The organism is Mycobacterium sp. 2YAF39 (assembly GCF_052114565.1).
Lineage (GTDB): Bacteria > Actinomycetota > Actinomycetes > Mycobacteriales > Mycobacteriaceae > Mycobacterium.
The window spans coordinates 302,928-317,378 of record NZ_JBFREZ010000002.1 but is presented as its reverse complement, the minus strand read 5'-3'; the positions used below and the strand labels follow the sequence as shown (position 1 = coordinate 317,378).

General features: G+C 63.2%; 13 protein-coding genes and 1 pseudogene. 12 read left to right on the top strand and 2 right to left on the bottom strand.

Annotated elements, in window-relative coordinates:
* Positions 1-156: 156 nt before the first annotated feature.
* Entirely contained in the window at positions 157-462 is a 306-nt protein-coding gene (locus AB4Z42_RS06975) for a hypothetical protein (protein WP_442008400.1), read from the bottom strand.
* 491 nt (positions 463-953) lie between these two features.
* Between AB4Z42_RS06975 and AB4Z42_RS06970 the strand changes: the two genes are divergently transcribed.
* The 5 genes and pseudogenes from AB4Z42_RS06970 (at position 954) to mgtA (ending at position 8,033) form a co-directional block, all read left to right on the top strand.
* On the top strand, positions 954-1,721 hold the full coding sequence (locus AB4Z42_RS06970) for a hypothetical protein (RefSeq protein WP_442008399.1): 768 nt from the start codon (positions 954-956) through the stop codon (positions 1,719-1,721).
* Between the two features lie 295 nt (positions 1,722-2,016).
* Positions 2,017-2,103 (top strand): annotated as a pseudogene (locus tag AB4Z42_RS06965) (hypothetical protein); the annotation flags it as partial.
* 243 nt (positions 2,104-2,346) lie between these two features.
* The gene (locus AB4Z42_RS06960; RefSeq protein WP_442008398.1) at positions 2,347-3,300 is read left to right on the top strand and encodes a 1-phosphofructokinase family hexose kinase; all 954 of its coding nucleotides are present in this window, start codon (positions 2,347-2,349) and stop codon (positions 3,298-3,300) included.
* A 152-nt stretch (positions 3,301-3,452) separates the two neighbouring features.
* Entirely contained in the window at positions 3,453-5,378 is a 1,926-nt protein-coding gene (locus tag AB4Z42_RS06955; protein WP_442008397.1) for a propionyl-CoA synthetase, read from the top strand.
* An 18-nt stretch (positions 5,379-5,396) separates the two neighbouring features.
* Entirely contained in the window at positions 5,397-8,033 is a 2,637-nt protein-coding gene (gene mgtA, locus AB4Z42_RS06950) for a magnesium-translocating P-type ATPase (RefSeq protein WP_442008396.1), read from the top strand.
* A 107-nt stretch (positions 8,034-8,140) separates the two neighbouring features.
* Here mgtA and AB4Z42_RS06945 read toward each other — a convergent pair whose 3' ends face one another.
* Positions 8,141-8,761, bottom strand: a complete 621-nt coding sequence (locus AB4Z42_RS06945) for a hypothetical protein (protein WP_442008395.1) — start codon at positions 8,759-8,761, stop codon at positions 8,141-8,143.
* 293 nt (positions 8,762-9,054) lie between these two features.
* Here AB4Z42_RS06945 and AB4Z42_RS06940 point away from each other — a divergent pair, with 293 nt between their 5' ends.
* From AB4Z42_RS06940 to AB4Z42_RS06910, 7 genes are all read left to right on the top strand, one after another.
* A complete protein-coding gene (locus AB4Z42_RS06940; protein WP_442008865.1) occupies positions 9,055-9,513 on the top strand; it encodes a hypothetical protein in 459 nt (152 codons plus the stop codon).
* Positions 9,510-9,644 carry a hypothetical protein gene (locus AB4Z42_RS06935; protein WP_442008394.1) on the top strand — a complete coding sequence of 45 codons (135 nt, stop codon included), beginning with the start codon at positions 9,510-9,512 and terminating at the stop codon, positions 9,642-9,644. The genes AB4Z42_RS06940 and AB4Z42_RS06935 overlap by 4 nt, the downstream gene beginning before the upstream one ends.
* Positions 9,645-10,457 (top strand): 1-acyl-sn-glycerol-3-phosphate acyltransferase, encoded by an 813-nt coding sequence (locus tag AB4Z42_RS06930; protein WP_442008393.1) that lies wholly within the window; start codon positions 9,645-9,647, stop codon positions 10,455-10,457.
* Between the two features lie 183 nt (positions 10,458-10,640).
* A complete protein-coding gene (locus AB4Z42_RS06925) occupies positions 10,641-10,931 on the top strand; it encodes a hypothetical protein (RefSeq protein WP_442008392.1) in 291 nt (96 codons plus the stop codon).
* A gap of 376 nt (positions 10,932-11,307) precedes the next feature.
* The gene (locus AB4Z42_RS06920) at positions 11,308-13,119 is read left to right on the top strand and encodes an NAD(P)H-dependent oxidoreductase subunit E (RefSeq protein ID WP_442008391.1); all 1,812 of its coding nucleotides are present in this window, start codon (positions 11,308-11,310) and stop codon (positions 13,117-13,119) included.
* Complete coding sequence (locus tag AB4Z42_RS06915) at positions 13,116-13,832, top strand: 2Fe-2S iron-sulfur cluster-binding protein (protein WP_442008390.1); 717 nt, start codon at positions 13,116-13,118, stop codon at positions 13,830-13,832. Before AB4Z42_RS06920 ends, AB4Z42_RS06915 begins: the two co-directional genes overlap by 4 nt.
* Complete coding sequence (locus AB4Z42_RS06910; RefSeq protein ID WP_442008389.1) at positions 13,829-14,446, top strand: NADP oxidoreductase; 618 nt, start codon at positions 13,829-13,831, stop codon at positions 14,444-14,446. The genes AB4Z42_RS06915 and AB4Z42_RS06910 overlap by 4 nt, the downstream gene beginning before the upstream one ends.
* The last annotated feature ends 5 nt before the right edge of the window (positions 14,447-14,451 follow it).

The window sequence follows — 14,451 nt, the reverse complement described above, 5'->3', positions numbered from 1 at the left end:
CACCCGAATTACTTCAAGGTGGAGCTATTGGTCGTTGTAGGGGCTACTCGTCGAGATCGGCGACCTCGGCCCTGGCGCGCTCCTCGGCCTCGATCTGGCGCTGGTGCTCGCGGATGTGGGCGAACTTCGCGAGAGTTCTTTCGTCGCCCTCCGCGTTCACGGCTTCATCTCGGGACACACGTCGTACGCGGCGAGTGCGATCTGCTCGGCGGTGGCCAGGCCGAAGTTGTACTCACTGGCGATTCCGTTGGCCGATGATCCCTTGCACACCGCCTCGGCTGCCAGGGCCGTCATTATGCCGCGATCCTCGATGAGATACCCCAGGTCGTGGTTCCGGAGCGCCTCTGCGTACGGATCAGCCCATGCAAACTCGTCCTCGCAACAGTCGGCTGTAGATACCGGCGCTCCGGCCAGCATGACCGCGAACGCCGCGACGCTGCCGATGATGATGATGCTCCTCATATCTCCCCCTGCTACTCGTGAATCCTGCGCGAGGGGATTTCCACGAGACCCCGTCACGCTCCCCATGTTGATGTACATATGCAGCTCGGTGGCCTCCGCCGGGCGACGACGACCACGTCCCTGAGGACGGTCGGCACGGCATTCGCGTTAGACGATGTTGAGTCCACCTCTCCCTAGCATCCCTGATATCCCACCACTTTGGAGCAACTGAGACCACAGGCGAGGATCAAGCGCTTTTACGGGCGGACCGCTGTGGCGGCCTTGTCCTTTGTCGGCCGCTGCTCAATGTCGCGCTATCGTCGGCAAACATGAGTGACGGTGCTTCTTTTACCCTCAACACGGAGTGGTCTGCATGGCCTGAGGATCTTGACCCGGCTACACAACTGAACCCCATGGAGACTGACGATCCCCACGAGTCGCTATTCCGACTCCTCCAGAAGGTCCCCATCACAATAGGCGCAAAACCAGCCCCCATTAACAACGGTAGTCAGATGGCTGAGGATAGGGACGCGGCACCGGACCTACTCAACCTGCCGATGATGTCCCACAACTACCTCGCGGGATCGGCAGACTTCCTGAAGGGCTTGTACCGGATTATGCGGCCAGGCCCAGGTGTCCTAGAAGTACCGAGAGTTGCGACCTACCCGCTAATACGTGGGGTGATTGAATCGAGCGCTCAGACCGTGTGGCTGCTGGGTCCTATCGAGCGGCGCGAACGCCTCCGGAGGTTGTTACAGCTGGAGAAGATGGAGATGGACCACGATGGTAGGTATTTCAAGGTTGCTACTGCTCCACACGAAGCCGATAGCCATGAGCAGCGCTCTCATGTCGCCAAGGTTCTTGCGGGTGCCGCGCAAGACCGGGCACAGCGCTGGAAACGTCTTTGCGACGCGGCTCATGCCCTAGATATCGACCAGTCGGAGTTTGAACACCCAGTGCCCGGCGGGTGGGACACGGTGATCAGCGAAGCCATAGCCCAGGAGTACGACCGCGACCGTGGACAGGCCCCCGGGAACGATAGCCACTGGCAAGGTCGATACAGCGCGAGCGTCTGGTTCTTCATCAGCGGGATGTCGCACCCGTCGATGTCCCGCGCTTGGGCGGGTTCCAAAGTTGAGCACGGGGAGATCGGCGAAGATGGGCTGATGTCGATTAAATGGTCGGCAAACCCGGTGATCATCCGCGACGCACTGTCGCTGGGACTCAGGCTGCACATGCGCGCTGTGCGTCTGTGGGCAGAGGCCAGCGCCGCGAGATGAGCAAGTGGTCTCCCGACCGGCTGGCCCGGCAACGCCAGCGCGCCGAGTCCGATCACCGTCGGGAGCTATTACACGCGGATGAATCGCCCTGCAGCGCTGCGAAAGCATTGGAGAAGAGCGAGACCCAAAGTGTGGGGATCTGGCGTATCAACATTTAGGGCTGTGGCCACCAAACAGTGATCCTGTGCCCACATTTTGCCCACATCTTGTGATCATCCAGGTTATCTGGAGTAATCGGCGGTCATGAGTTTTCACAGTTAGATCGCACTTTTGACTCTCTGGCCAGGTAACTGTGCAGAACCGCGACTTCTTCTCCGGCTCGGGGTCCTCGTACGTCATCGGCAAGGCCGTCAACACCGAAGACGAGGACTGGGACTTCTAAACACGTCGGTGCGAACGCTTTAGGGCTGTACTGTCATCGACCCTTGCTGGGGTCTCTTCTCAGGTACTGCGCCGCTGGAATCCGACGGCCGTCGCCTCCCGGCCAAGATCACGCTGTACATGTCGAAGCCTCGCTTCTGATGTCGCGGCCGAATGGCTCCTACACCTGGGACTTCGGCCTCTACTGTCAGCGGCCGCGATGTAGTCGGATTAGTGGCGGCTCGCGAACCGAGGAGGCAGGTCCATGGATTCGATCGTCACGTTGACGATGAACCCGGCGCTCGATATCACCACCGACGCCGATGTGGTTCGGCCAACGGACAAGGTCCGCTGCAGCGGGGTTCGGTACGACCCGGGCGGCGGCGGTGTCAATGTGGCGCAAGTCGCTCGTAGCCTCGGTGCAGCGGTCACAGCGGTGTTTCCAGCGGGCGGCGCAACCGGCGACGTGTTTGGCGATCTCCTTGATGCGCGGGGGGTTCACTTTCACCGCATCAAGATCGAAGGTTCGACCCGCGAAAGTTTCACGATCGACGAGATCAGCACCGGCCTGCAATACCGGTTCGTGCTCCCGGGGCCCTCCCTGACGAATGTCGAATTACAGCAGTGCCTCGTTGAACTTCGCCGCCTGGCCACGTCGGCCAGTTTTGTTGTGGCGAGCGGAAGTCTTCCGCCGGGCGCACCCAGCGATTTCTATCAGCACGTGGCTGCGGTCTGCCGGGATCTCGGGGTGCGATTGGTTCTGGACACATCCGGCGGTGGCCTCAGGAACATCACCTCCGGTGTGTTCCTGCTGAAGGCGAGCGTAAGAGAATTACGGGAATGCGTTGGGCGCGAACTTGTCACTGAATCAGAGCAGATGGCCGCGGCGCACGAGCTCGTTGATTGCGGCCGCGCCCAAGCCGTGGTCGTATCGCTGGGATCGGAGGGCGCGTTGCTCGCTACTTCCGGTGAGAGCAAGCGCTTTTCGGCAATTCCCGTGCGTGGCGTCAGTGGTGTTGGGGCAGGAGATGCGATGACGTCGGCGATCACGGTGGGTCTGACCAGGGGGTGGTCACTGAGCGACTCGGTACGTTTCGGTATCGCCGCTGGCGCAGCGATGGTGCTGACGCCCGGCACTGCCCCGTGCACACGGGCCGACGCGGAGAGGCTGTTCGAGGTCGCCGAAATGCCCGTGGATATCGGTGCCGTATGCGTGTGAGGATCCACGATGAGCACTTGCCATCCACAGCGGTCGGGACCTTTGGACTCCCGCGTAGGGACCAACGGCCTCGTTCAGATTGCCTCCGGAATGGATACATTTGAACCGGCCCTGATCGCCGAGGCCACCGTTCATGCGATGAGGAATGCGAAATGCCCTACGGTGCAGATCTTTCGGACCGGCTCGCGACGGCACGCGATGATGGAGCCCGACGGTATCCCCCTCTCTTCGAGACGAGCATCGCCGACCCGGACGCATTCTGGGCCGACGCCGCGCGGGACGTGACCTGGATCCGTGAGCCCCGTAGGATCCTCGACGACGCCAACCCGCCGTACTACCGATGGTTCCCCGACGCCGAACTGAATACGTGCGCGAATGCTTTGGATCGCCACGTAGCCGACGGTCGTGCGGATCAACCGGCATTGATCTACGACTCCCCGGTGGCGGGTACGCAACGCACCTACACATACGCCGAACTGCTGGACGAGACCGCACGGTTCGCCGGGGTGCTTCACGAGCTTGGGGTCGGCAAGGGCGATCGAGTCGTGGTGTACATGCCGATGATTCCCGAGGCCGTCATCACCATGCTGGCGTGCGCGCGGATCGGCGCGGTGCACTCTGTGGTGTTCGGGGGTTTCGCACCGCACGAACTCGCCACCCGAATCGACGACGCCCGCCCGGTGGTCGTCGTCTCGGCTTCCTGCGGGATCGAACCCTCCCGCACCGTGGAGTACAAGCCGATGCTCGACGCTGCGCTCGACACGGCGCAGCACCCGCCCCGCGCCTGCGTCATCGTGCAACGGGATCGGCTGCGCTGCAGCCTAACCGAGGGCCGCGATCTGGACTGGCACGACCTGATGGCCACCGCGGAGCCCACCGATCCGGTGCCGGTCGCAGCCACCGACCCGCTGTACGTGCTCTACACCTCGGGCACGACAGGGACGCCGAAGGGCGTCGTCCGCGACAACGGAGGACATGCGGTGGCCCTGCTGTGGAGCATGCGCCACATCTACGACATGCACCCCGGTGAGGTGTTCTGGGCCGCTTCCGATGTGGGCTGGGTGGTCGGCCATTCCTACATCGTGTACGGCCCGCTCCTCCTCGGGGCGACAACGGTTCTCTACGAAGGCAAGCCGGTAGGCACCCCCGACCCCGGTGCGTTCTGGCGGGTGGCCGCTGAGCATCACGTGAAGGTGCTCTTCACCGCGCCGACGGCCATCCGGGCGATCCGCAAGGAGGATCCGGACGGCACCTACATCTCTCAACACGACCTGACCTCGCTGAAGTATCTATTCTTGGCCGGCGAGCGGCTGGACCCCGACACGTACCACTGGGCATTGCAGAAGCTGGGCATCCCTGTCGTCGATCATTGGTGGCAGACCGAGACGGGGTGGGCGATCGCCGCCAACCCGATGGGGGTGGAAGCGCTGCCGTTCAAGGCCGGTTCACCAACGGTGCCCATGCCGGGCTACGACGTGCACATCCTGCACGCCGACGGCGACCCCTGTGAAGCGGGCGAGGAGGGCGTCGTATGCCTGAGGCTCCCGTTACCGCCAGGCACGCTGCCGACACTATGGGGCGACGATGCCCGCTACCAGGCGTCCTATCTGTGCGAGCATCCCGGGTACTACCTCACCGGTGATGGAGGATATCTCGACGAGGACGGGTATCTGTTCGTGATGGGTCGTGTCGATGACGTGATCAACGTTGCCGGACATCGCCTTTCGACGGGCTCGATCGAGTCCGTGCTCGCCACCCATCCTGCTGTGGCAGAGTGCGCGGTGATCGGCGTCGCCGACGAGATCAAGGGTCAGGTTCCGCGTGGCCTGGTGGTGTTGAAGGCCGGCGCTTCGGCCGATGGTTTGGCCGCAGACCTGGTGAAGTCGGTCCGCGACGAGATCGGAGCGGTGGCGTGCTTCAAGCTCGTTGATGTCGTCGCGGCGCTGCCGAAGACCCGCTCGGGCAAGATCCTCCGCAAGACGATGCGGGGCATCGCCCACGGCAAGGACGAGCCCATGCCCTCGACGATCGAGGATCCTGCCGTGCTTCACGCACTACGGCCGATCCTGCAGCCGTGACGGCCGGGGAGTAGACGAGTGACGAGAGCACTCGGTTCTGCTCCTGCGCAACCGGGGACAACCGGCACCGAAGCAGCGCTCGCCACGGATCGGGTGGCTGCAGCTGCATTGGGAGACGTGCTGGGATGGTTGCACAGCTCGACTGAGGGGCTGTCCAGTGTCGAGGCGTCGGCGCGTCTGACGAGCCACGGACCCAATGCCGTTCGCACGCATCGGGTCAGCGCCCTCGCCGTGCTCGGTCGTCAACTCCGCAGCGCCCTTCTCATTCTGCTGGCAGCCACCGCAGCGCTGTCGTTCGTCCTCGGTGACGGCACCCAAGCGATCATCATCGGTGTAATTCTGGTGGCCAGCGTCGGGCTGGGATTCTTCAACGAGTACCGGGCCGAACGCGCTGCTGCGGAACTCCATTCGAGCCTGCACCACACCGCCGCTGTTCGACGCGACGGGCATTTCACCGAAGTCGACGTTACCCACCTGGTGCCCGGCGACGTCGTGAGGCTCAGTTTGGGTGAGGTGGTGCCCGCCGACATACGGCTGATCGAAATTTCCGGGCTGGAATGCAACGAGAGCATCCTGACCGGTGAATCGACCGCCGCCGAAAAGTGGTCCGAACCGGTCAATCCGGGCGGTGCACTGGCGGATTGGAACGACGTCGCCTTCATGGGCACCGTCGTCAGCGCCGGGGCAGGATGCGGGATCGTCTACGCAACCGGAGCCGACGCGCAATTCGGCCGCATCGCCGCCGGACTCGGTGAGCGCCAACCCGAGACGGCCTTTCAGGTTGGCCTGCGCAAGTTCTCCTACCTACTGCTCTGGGTAGCGCTCACGTTGACTGCCGTCATATTGATCACCAATCTGCTGCTGCACCGGCCCATCATCGAATCGGTTCTGTTCGCGTTGGCGATCGCGGTGGGCATCACGCCCCAACTGCTGCCAGCTGTCGTCAGCACAAGTCTGGCGACGGGCGCGCGCCGACTCATCAAACAGAAGGTTCTGGTCAAGAGGCTGGTGTGCATCGAGGACCTTGGTGACATCGACTTGCTGATCACCGACAAGACGGGCACGCTGACCGACGGACACATCACCCTCGTCGACGCGGTGGACCCCGAGGGGCAGTCGTCCGACGGGGTTCTTCGGTTGGGCCTCATGGCTACCGCGGTCGACCCAGCCGCAGGCGGCGGATCCGGAAATGCACTGGATTCCGCGCTGTGGGAGGCGCCGCGCGCTGCGCAACTCACCACGGGGAGTTTGGAGCTCGTGGCATCGCTGCCGTTCGACCACAGGCGCCGCGCGGCGTCGGCACTCATCGGCAATGGAGGCCAGCGCGTACTTGTGGTCAAGGGGGCCCCGGAGCAGGTCGTTGCCAACTGCACCGCGGTGCCCGACTCGGTGGCACCAACGCTGTCGGCACTATTCGCGGACGGCCGGCGGGTGGTGGCCGTCGCCAGCAAGCCGGCCACCGAGCTGTCGTCGATCACCCCGGGTGACGAATGTGAATTGACGCTGAACGGCTTCCTGGTCTTTTCCGACGAGCCCAAGGCTGCCGCTCGTGATTCCCTTGCGTCGCTGGCTGCATTGGGTATCGAAGTCAAGGTCGCCACCGGAGACAACCCCCAGGTCGCGGAGAAGGTCTGCGCTGATCTGGGTTTGACGAGCAAGGGCACCGTAACCGGTGCGGAGTTGGAGTCTCTGGACGATGCGGCATTCGACGAAAAAGCCCAGAATTGCAGCATTTTCGCCCGCATCACTCCCGAGCAGAAGGCACGGCTGATCGGGTCGGCACGACGACGGGCGCGCTCGGTGGCCTTCCTCGGCGACGGCGTCAACGATGCGCTCGCCCTGCACGCGGCGGATGTCGGAATCTCAGTGGACACGGCCACTGACGTCGCCAAGGATGCGGCCGACGTGGTGCTGATGGAGAAGGACCTCGGGGTCCTGGCGACCGGCGTGGCGGAAGGTCGACGCATCTTCGCCAACACCATCAAGTACGTGCTGATGGGCACCTCAAGCAATTTCGGCAACATGTTCAGTGCGGCGGCGGCCTCTGCGGTGCTGACCTTCCTGCCGATGCTGCCCGGCCAGATCCTGCTCAACAACCTGCTCTACGACAGCTCTCAACTCGCCATCCCCACCGACCGCGTCGACGCTGAACAACTGCATGCTCCTGCGCACTGGAATATCGGATTCATCCGCCGCTTCATGCTCACGTTCGGGCCGATCAGTTCATTGTTCGACTTCCTGACCTTCGGTCTCATGCTGGGCGTGTTGCACGCGGGACCGGTCGAGTTCCGTACGGGTTGGTTCGTCGAATCCCTTGCGACGCAGACGTTGATCATCTTCGCGATCCGCACCCGACGAATCCCGTTCTACCGCAGCAGACCCTCTGGGATCTTGACGTTGGCGACGATCACGGTGATCGTTGTCGGTGTCGTCCTGACCTTCTCCCCACTCGCCGCTGCACTGGGATTCACCGCACTGCCATGGCTCTTCTTCACCGCGCTCGGGTTGATGGCCGTGGCATACCTGGTGCTCATCGAGCTGACCAAGAAGGTGTTCTACGGCGAGCCCATCGAGTTGGCTGGTCAGCCTTCCCGCACCCGCGGACGCGAACACCGCATACACCGGCGAGCAGCACGATTCAGTCACGCCGGCTAATTGTGATGTCCGGCCTGGTCTTCGCCATCGCGCGGGCCGGGAACCCGCTGGCATCGGGGCTTAGGTGGCACCGCCGGGCTTGGATCCGAACGCGATGAGAATGTGGGTCATCTGGCTGGCCTCAACTGGGTGGTTTCGGGTGCTGAGGACGCCTCGGCGTTGGTCGCGATCTGCCGAAGAGTGGCCCGTAGGACGTGGCCGACGAAGGGCCGGATCAGGCGCCAGTAGCGCAGAAACCGGCGACGGGAGTCGGGATCTGTTGTCACCGTCCGACATTCGTACGTGAGCAGCGTCGCAGAGGTGCCGTAGGGCAGGACAGAGAAGTTCGCGGCGATCTTGCCCCAACCAGGTTCGTCGAAACCACCGAAGTCGGCCACCGGCACATCGAGCCACTCGATGGTGGGCTGCCAGAATCTACCGATGGCGCCGAAGGCGATCTCACGGTTCGAGCGTTCGCCGAGGAATGTCCATCCCGGCAGTGACATGTCCGCGTCGATGACGAGTGTGGGCGCGGTCGGCGCAGCTTGGCCGGTGAGTCGGGCCGGCAGTCCTCGTATCCACATCGACGCGTCCAGCAATGGTGAGTGCACGGTGAGCAGGTCGAGTTCGCGTGCCGCGGCGAATGTCGTTGCCGGACCGGCTGCTACCACCATGTGCTCGGCAATCACGGCGTCGTAGGCGGGCATCGCTGAGTCGATGAGAAGTGGGCCGTAATCAGAGGTGGTCATGCGGACCATGGTCGACCGGACGGCCGGACAAACCTAGGGTCCATGGTCCCCGGCCCGCAGTTCAATTGAACTCCCCGTGTGGCGCGCTGGGGCCGCTCGGGCGATCACGATCTGGTGTCCAAAGTCCCTATCCAGGGCTGGTAAGTGAGCGAAAAGTGGAGGCGCGCCGCGGCGAGTGCCCGCTGGCATAACGAAGGGCACCCTGTGGCTGACCAACTGGGGTTCGATGAACTCTGGAACGCCGATTACGTTCGAAAGAATGCTGGCTCGATGGGGTTGGCGCGGTGACGTCGATGGATGGTCGAGGCGTCGCCGTGGCCGGCATCGTCTGCGCCGCGGGCCTCGCGGCGCTGATGCTCGTGCCGGGGTTGCGACTCGGAGCGGACATGCCGTGGCTCGGTGCGGCGGTCATGCTGGCTCCCACGGCGACGCTGTTGGCGTTGACGGGATATAGGCATTACGGGCTTGGGCGTGCGGTGGCCGTCGCCCTGGTCGTCGCGGCTGCCGCGGGCGGGATGAGCTGGATCGTCGCGATCTTCACGCTGGTGAAGGCACTCAGCGGTGCAGGCTTCGAGCTGGCCTGGGCGATACTGCTGTTAGTCACTCCTGTCGTGTCGGTGCTGGCACTCGGCGTGCTGGCGTTGCGCGTCGTGCCACCGCGGACCACATCCGGTGATATGTCAATGGTCCCCGCGGACCGGGAACCGGTGCGCCCAGCCCACTCGCCTGGATCTTACGAGGCTCGAGAATGACACCGACACAAGCGAATACCGAACTCGCGATGCCCGCGGTCGAGGACCTCGGGAACCGCACCAACATGCGAATGCCGCTCGTCAAGGAGATCGCCGATCAGCTGCGGCTCGGGTACTACGGCGCCGAGTAGATGTCCGACGACGAGCGTTCGGTAGTCGAGAAGTGGGACCCCTGGCTGACCAAGCGCGTGGTGGATCTGCACCGCCCGATCATGAAGACCTACTTCCGTTCTCAGGTACTCGGCCTGGAGCACGTTCCGCCCGGGCCGGCGCTGATGGTGGCGAACCACTCCGGCGGGCTCATCACCGTCGACATGTCGGTGCTCTCCGTCGACTACTACAGGACCTTCGGATACGACCGCCCGCTCTTTGCGCTCGCTCACGACAACATGTTTCGCGGACCGCTGGCTGGCTTTCTCGAGCGTACCGGCGTTATCCGCGCCACCCCCGAGCACGCTGCCGAGGCACTCGCGACTGGCGCGGTGGTACTGGTCTTTCCCGGCGGCGACTACGACGCCTACCGACCTAGCTCACAGGAGAACGTCATCTCTTTCGGAGGTCGCACCGGGTATGTGACCACAGCGATCAAGGCCGGCGTGCCCATCATTCCAGCGGTGTCGATCGGCGGGCAGGAGAACCAGTTCTATCTGACCAGGGGGCGGCGGATCGCCCGTGTGCTGCGGCTGACGGCGTTTGAGCGCAGACTCTTTCGGACCAACATTCTTCCGATCACCATCGGGTTCCCGTTCGGCCTCAGCGCGGTGTTGCCGATCAACATGCCGCTGCCCACGAAGATCGTCACGCAGGTGCTGCCCCCGATCGACATCGCCGCCGAGTTCGGAGAGGACCCCGAGGTGCGACGGGTCGACGCCCACGTGCGTGCGGTGATGCAGCACGCTTTGGTCGCCCTCGCCCGCAAACGACGGCTGCCCGTCATTGGGTGAGTTGAATGAAATCAGGGTCAGTCACACTCGCTCGTACACGCGTGAGTGCACCACGGGGCAGTCTTGGGAATCACCATCCAAAGGGGACTATCGTCACCAGTAGAGGGACCTTCGTCTGTAGTGGCCGACCGCGGTGATCAATAGCGTGGACAGCGGTAACAAATCCACTATGAAGGGATCCACATGGTCCAGGCAGTTGAGTCGCAGCACGCGACGTCCCATTCGATCGACCTTCTCGACGATGTGCGCGATGCGGCCAAGGTCGGCCAGCACGCTGCGGCCGAGGCTTTGCGGGCATTTCGTCAAACGGTCGACGAGGCGGTACCGCAGGCAGTCCAACCGTTGCGCACGCAGATCGTTGATGCCGCGGTCGAACTGGCTGACAAGCTCGTCGCAGCGCAGTTTCAGCTCAATCGCAACCTGATCCACAGTGCCGAGCGGGCCCTGACCAAGTCCGACGGTAACCCGAAGTAGACGTCCGACATCTCAGCCCGGGGCGGCGGAATCGCTGGGGCCGCCGCTCCGCGCTGTGGTCACTATCGTGAATGGCGGGGATACACTGCTAGGTGGACGGATTCGCAATTGACGACGGTGCGTTAGGCAGTAGCGCTCCGCTGGGAGTCGAGACCGTGGAATGTCCCTGGAATGTCGCGGATCTTTTCGGCGGCACCGCTGCTCCCATTGGCGTACGCAAGCTTGGAGTGACGCACACCGGTGAGTCAGCCCGGGGGACATCGATCGATGGCCGAGAGGATCTTCAGATGACGATCGCGCCAACTGGAATACATGGTGCCGGCCGTGTTGCCGTGCACGCGTCCTGCATCGGATTCGGACGGGCGAACGTCGCTAGATGAACGCAGACGTCGACATCGTGCTCCGGCGCTACCGCTACGACGGAACCCGGCTGATCGACATATTGTGGGATGTTCAGCATCTGTACGGCCATATTCCCGATGAGCTGTTGCCGCAGCTGGCAACCGCGTTGAATCGGTCCCCGCTGGACATCGTGGAGACGGCCTCCTTCTATCACTTCTTCCACAGCACGCCATCCGGGCGGCATCGGATTTACCTGAGCAACACGGTAATTGCGAAGTTGCGTGGCTATGAGGCGGTGTACGACGCGCTCGAGCGGGAGACCGGGGTCCGCTTCGGAGAGATCGATGAGACGGGGATGTTCGGTCTGTTCGAGACGCCATGCATTGGGCTCAGCGATCAGGAACCGGCCATGATGATCGGCAGCGTGGTGTTCACGCGCCTGACGCCCGAATCCGTCGCAGACATCATCGCGCAGTTGAAAACGGGAAGAGCGGCCGCTGATATCGCGAACCCGACTGGGTTACCCGACGAAGCCCTGGCCTACGTCGACGCCCTGGTGGAGTCCAACGTCCACACGCGGGGGCCGGTGTTCTTCCGTGGCGAGCCCGATTACACGACATTGCTCAAGAACTGCCTCGCCGGTACTCCCGAGCAGACGATCGGCATTGTCACCGAATCGGGGCTGCGGGGGTATGGCGGTGCAGGGTTTCGAACCGGGCTGAAATGGCAGTTGTGTAGGGCCGCGCCGGGCGACGAGAAGTACGTCATCTGCAACGCCGATGAGGGGGAGCCGGGCACGTTCAAGGACCGCGCGCTCCTGACCCGATCGCCGAAAGACGTCTTCATGGGGATGGTCATTGCGGCCTACGCGATCGGAAGTAGACACGGAATCCTGTATCTCCGTGCCGAATACGTCTACCTCAAGCGCTATCTGGAACGTCAACTTCAGCAATTACGTGACGACGGCCTCCTCGGATACGGTGTCGGCGGACGACCAGGATTCGACTTCGACATCCGTATCCAGATGGGCGCCGGTTCCTACGTCTGTGGTGAAGAGTCTGCGCTGATCGAGTCCTGCGAAGGGAAACGGGGCACGCCCCGGCTGAAACCGCCCTTCCCCGTCCGAGAGGGCTACCTCGGAAAGCCGACCAGCGTCAACAACGTCGAGACCTTCGCTGCCGCAACCCGCGTCGTTGAGGAAGGAGCCGAATGGTTCCGCCGAATGGGCACACCCGACTCGGCGGGCGCCCGCCTGTTGAGCGTGGCCGGGGACTGCGACCGTCCGGGTGTCTACGAGGTCGAATGGGGCATCACCCTCGACGAGGTGTTGATGATGGTCGGCGCGCGTGATGCCCGCGCCGTCCAGATCAGTGGTCCATCGGGGGAGTGTCTGTCGGTGGCCGCGGACGGCGGACGCCGCATCGCCTACGAGGACATCCCGTGCAATGGCGCCGTGACCATCTTCAATAGCACCCGTGACCTGCTGGACTCCGTCAGGGACTATACGAAGTTCTTCGCCGACGAATCTTGCGGCATATGTGTTCCCTGTCGCGCAGGCACGGTCAATTTGCACGACAAAGTGAACCTCGTCATCACGGGCGCCGCGAACCAGGAGGATCTGGACAACATGGCGAATTGGGGTGCGGTGGTGCGCTCGGCCAGTCGGTGCGGACTCGGGGCCACGGCGGCCAATCCCATTCTGACGACCATGGCGAAGTTTCCCGAGATCTATCGGAGCAGGTTGCGGACCCAGGAAGGGGCACTGCGACTTTCGTTTGATCTCGACGCTGCCCTCGCCGGGTACGACAAGGCAGTGACCGAACTGGAGGCGGACGGGACAGCATGACCATCCACATCGAGATCGATGGAGTATCGGTGCCGACCGAGGAGAACTGCAACCTGGTCGATGTTGCCGCCGATGCGGGTGTGTACATCCCGACGCTGTGCTACCTCAGGGGCAAGCCGTGCCTCGGGACGTGCCGGGTGTGCTCGGTCAAGGTGAACGGCGCGGTCGCCGCGGCGTGCACCGTCCGTGTTTCGGACGGCATGACGGTCGAGGTCGACGAACCGGAAACGGCTGACATCCGCAAGGCGCTGGTGGAGCTGCTCTTCACCGAAGGCAACCACAATTGCCCGAGTTGTGAAAAGAGTGGCCGCTGCACACTGCAGGCCGTCGGCTATGAGGTGGACATGTTGGTCTCACGCTTTCCCTACCGGTTCCCGCAACGAGAGCGCGACCACGCTTCGGAGAAGATATGGCTGGAGCGGGATCGCTGCATCTTCTGTCAACGCTGCGTGGAATTCGTCCGCGATGAAGCAACCGGCCAGAAGATCTTCAGTATCAGCCACCGCGGTTCCGAGTCACGGATCGAAGTCGATACCGAGCGCGCCAACGCGATGCCGGATGAGCAGGTCCGCTACGCCGTCGAGATCTGCCCTGTCGGTGCCATCCTCGAGAAGGGTGTCGGATTCGACGTCCCGATCGGCCGGCGCAAGTACGAAGTCCAATCCGTCCGGGAACGGGCGCTGGACCCCGCAGACGATTCTGGTGCACCGTGACCGACGAACTCGCATCGCACGAAATGTCGTCAACGCCAGCGGATCCAGTGCTGTCAGCGGCCCGCGAGGGCAAGATCAACGTGGCAATGATCGGCTTGTGTGGCTGCTGGGGATGCACGCTGTCGTTCCTCGATATGGACGAGCGGATCGTCGCGCTCCTGACGAAGGTCACCATCCACCGGTCTTCACTCACCGATATCAAGAGAATCACCGAGCGTTGCGCGATCGGCTTCATCGAAGGTGGTGTCGCTAATGAGGACAACATCGAAACGCTGCGGCATTTCCGGGACAACTGCGACATCCTGATCTCCGTCGGAGCCTGCGCCGTCTGGGGCGGCGTCCCAGCGATGCGCAATGTCTTCGAGTTGAAGGATTGTCTCTCCGAGGCCTACATCAACTCGCCCACTGCGGTACCGGGGGCCACACCCGTCATCCCTTTCCACCCCGACATCCCACGGCTCACCACAAAGGTGTCGCCCTGTCACGAAGTGGTCAAGATGGACTACTTCATCCCCGGCTGTCCGCCGGATGCGGATGCCATCTTCACGGTCCTCGAGGATCTGATCGATGGGCGCCCGGTTGCGCTGCCCCGCTCGCTCAATCATTACGACTGATCTCG

Coding starts and splice junctions, on each gene's coding strand:
- AB4Z42_RS06940 (WP_442008865.1), top strand. CDS start 9,055: ATGGATGGTCGAGGCGTCGCCGTGGCCGGCATCGTCTGCGCCGCGGGC.
- AB4Z42_RS06920 (WP_442008391.1), top strand. CDS start 11,308: ATGAACGCAGACGTCGACATCGTGCTCCGGCGCTACCGCTACGACGGA.
- AB4Z42_RS06945 (WP_442008395.1), bottom strand. CDS start 8,761: ATGACCACCTCTGATTACGGCCCACTTCTCATCGACTCAGCGATGCCC.
- AB4Z42_RS06925 (WP_442008392.1), top strand. CDS start 10,641: ATGGTCCAGGCAGTTGAGTCGCAGCACGCGACGTCCCATTCGATCGAC.
- AB4Z42_RS06955 (WP_442008397.1), top strand. CDS start 3,453: ATGCCCTACGGTGCAGATCTTTCGGACCGGCTCGCGACGGCACGCGAT.
- AB4Z42_RS06970 (WP_442008399.1), top strand. CDS start 954: ATGGCTGAGGATAGGGACGCGGCACCGGACCTACTCAACCTGCCGATG.
- AB4Z42_RS06935 (WP_442008394.1), top strand. CDS start 9,510: ATGACACCGACACAAGCGAATACCGAACTCGCGATGCCCGCGGTCGAG.
- AB4Z42_RS06960 (WP_442008398.1), top strand. CDS start 2,347: ATGGATTCGATCGTCACGTTGACGATGAACCCGGCGCTCGATATCACC.
- AB4Z42_RS06915 (WP_442008390.1), top strand. CDS start 13,116: ATGACCATCCACATCGAGATCGATGGAGTATCGGTGCCGACCGAGGAG.
- AB4Z42_RS06930 (WP_442008393.1), top strand. CDS start 9,645: ATGTCCGACGACGAGCGTTCGGTAGTCGAGAAGTGGGACCCCTGGCTG.
- AB4Z42_RS06975 (WP_442008400.1), bottom strand. CDS start 462: ATGAGGAGCATCATCATCATCGGCAGCGTCGCGGCGTTCGCGGTCATG.